This window comes from Ideonella sp. P3_A4 (genome assembly GCF_056403075.1).
Genome location: NZ_JBFUGE010001264.1, coordinates 1 through 749, shown reverse-complemented (window position 1 = coordinate 749; position 749 = coordinate 1). Strand labels below are relative to the sequence as shown.

Below are 749 nucleotides of genomic sequence, written 5' to 3'. Positions count from 1 at the left end.
TCGGGTTCACCAGCGAGAACAGCATCGCGCCGGGGGCCGATGACGACGCGTCGGGCATCGCTTCGCTGCAAGAAGCGATGCGTGTGCTGCTGTCCAGCGGCTACAAGCCCAAGCGCACGATCCAGTTCATGGCCTATGCGGCCGAAGAGGTGGGCCTGAAGGGCTCGGCCGACATCGCCGCCGATTACAAGAACAAGGGCAAGAAGGTGGTCGGCGTGCTGCAGCTGGACATGACCAACTACAAAGGCACGTCGAACAGCGACATCACGGTGATGACCGACTACTCGAACGCCGCCCAGAACAAGTTCATCAAGGACCTGGTGGCGCACTACCAGCCGACGCTGAAGGTGACCGAGGATCGCTGCGGTTATGCCTGTTCCGACCACGCCTCGTGGACGAACAAGGGCTATGCCGCGTCGATCCCGGCCGAGGCGCTGTACGACGATTCGAACCCGTACATCCACACCTCGAACGACACGATCAGCAAGTCGGGCAACAACGCCAACCATGCGTTGAAGTTCGCCAAGCTCGTGCTGTCGTTCGCGGTGGAGCTGGGCAGCGACGGCAAGTAGGTCGTCTGGCCAACCGGTCCCGGCACAGCGCGGTGCCGGGGCTGTCGAATCGGGCACCGCTTGTCGGTGCCTTYTTTGGCCTGGTCGTTTGGTTATCGGGTCATGTGAACGGTTCTGGCGTACAGGCGAAGTTGGAGAAGCAGGCTACGGAGCCACTTCTTCAGCACGCCGCAGCGC

The 749-nt window shown here is 62.2% G+C and carries 1 protein-coding gene; it reads left to right on the top strand.

Annotation, left to right across the window (positions count from 1 at the left end; genetic code table 11):
* The coding region (locus AC1DYI_RS37455) for a M20/M25/M40 family metallo-hydrolase (RefSeq protein ID WP_477209118.1) at window positions 1-572 on the top strand (572 nt) is incomplete at its 5' end.
* Between the last annotated feature and the right edge of the window lie 177 nt (window positions 573-749).